The organism is Pseudomonas asplenii (assembly GCF_001293465.1).
GTDB lineage: Bacteria > Pseudomonadota > Gammaproteobacteria > Pseudomonadales > Pseudomonadaceae > Aquipseudomonas > Aquipseudomonas fuscovaginae_B.
Genome location: NZ_JSYZ01000047.1, coordinates 1 through 1011, shown reverse-complemented (window position 1 = coordinate 1011; position 1011 = coordinate 1). Strand labels below are relative to the sequence as shown.

The following is a 1011-nucleotide window of genomic DNA, read 5'->3' as shown; positions in this document are numbered from 1 at the left end:
CCCTCGCCGGGCGGCGTTCATCGTTTTAGAGGGGGAAGGGACTGGCGGGCAGCGCTATCGTTTGGGGTAGGTCTTGGTCAGCTCGCCGTTGACGACATGTCCACGGCGCAGAACAAGGTTTGCCAGGGAGGCTCGGTCTTTCTGGCTGTGACTTGCCTGGGTGAGCAGGCCGAAGTAGCTGTTGGCTGTCTCGCGCAGGTTCTCGGCAGGTGCCGCCGCAACCCGCTTCATTGCCTGGGCAACTGATCGCTTTCGCGTTGTCCGGCGGTGCGGCTTGATGACGTGTCCGACGAAGTCGACGCCGCGGTCGATTGGCTGCAGGATCGTCTTCTTCGGATTGAGCTTTGCGCCCAGGGTCGGCAGGAACTGCTCAATCTGCCGGTGCCACTCGTTCAACTGCTGAGGCGACTCATGCAGCAGCACGAAGTCGTCGACGTACCGGATGTAGTGCTTCACCTTGAGCCTGTGCTTGCAGAACTGGTCGAGCGCATCCAAGTAGATGTTCGCGAAGAACTGCGACGACAGGTTGCCGATAGGCAGGCCGAGGTGAGCTGGCTGCGAGGTCAGGCGCTTGTGCTGCGGTACACGGCCGAAGAGATGGCGCGGGCTGCGCGTCTCGTAGTCTTCTCGCGGGTCGTGCCAGAGCACCTGCAAGGCCAGATCTCGCCACCACGGCTCAGCGATTCGCTTGGTCAACTGCTGGGCCAGTGCTCGCTTGTCGATCGCGACGAAGAAATTGGCGAGGTCGCACTTCAGATAGAAGCCCGGCACCTTCCAGTTCTGCGTCTGGCTTCTGATCTTCGACTCAAGGCGCTTTGCAGCGTATAGCGTGCCGCGCCCTGGGATACAAGCGCAGCTGTCCGCCACGAAGCTGCTTTCGATCCGTGCGCCGATGTGGTTGTAGAGCAGGTGATGGACGATGCGATCCCGGAAATCGGCGGCCCATACTTCTCTGGCCTTTGGCCTGGTGACCACAAAGCAAATGGAACGACCAGGGCGGTATCGGCCGCT

1 protein-coding gene is annotated in these 1011 nt (G+C 61.3%); it reads right to left on the bottom strand.

From position 1 onward, the window contains the following. Positions 1-54: 54 nt before the first annotated feature. On the bottom strand, positions 55-1011 hold a 957-nt coding region (locus PF66_RS30985), incomplete at its 5' end, for an RNA-directed DNA polymerase (RefSeq protein ID WP_054064818.1).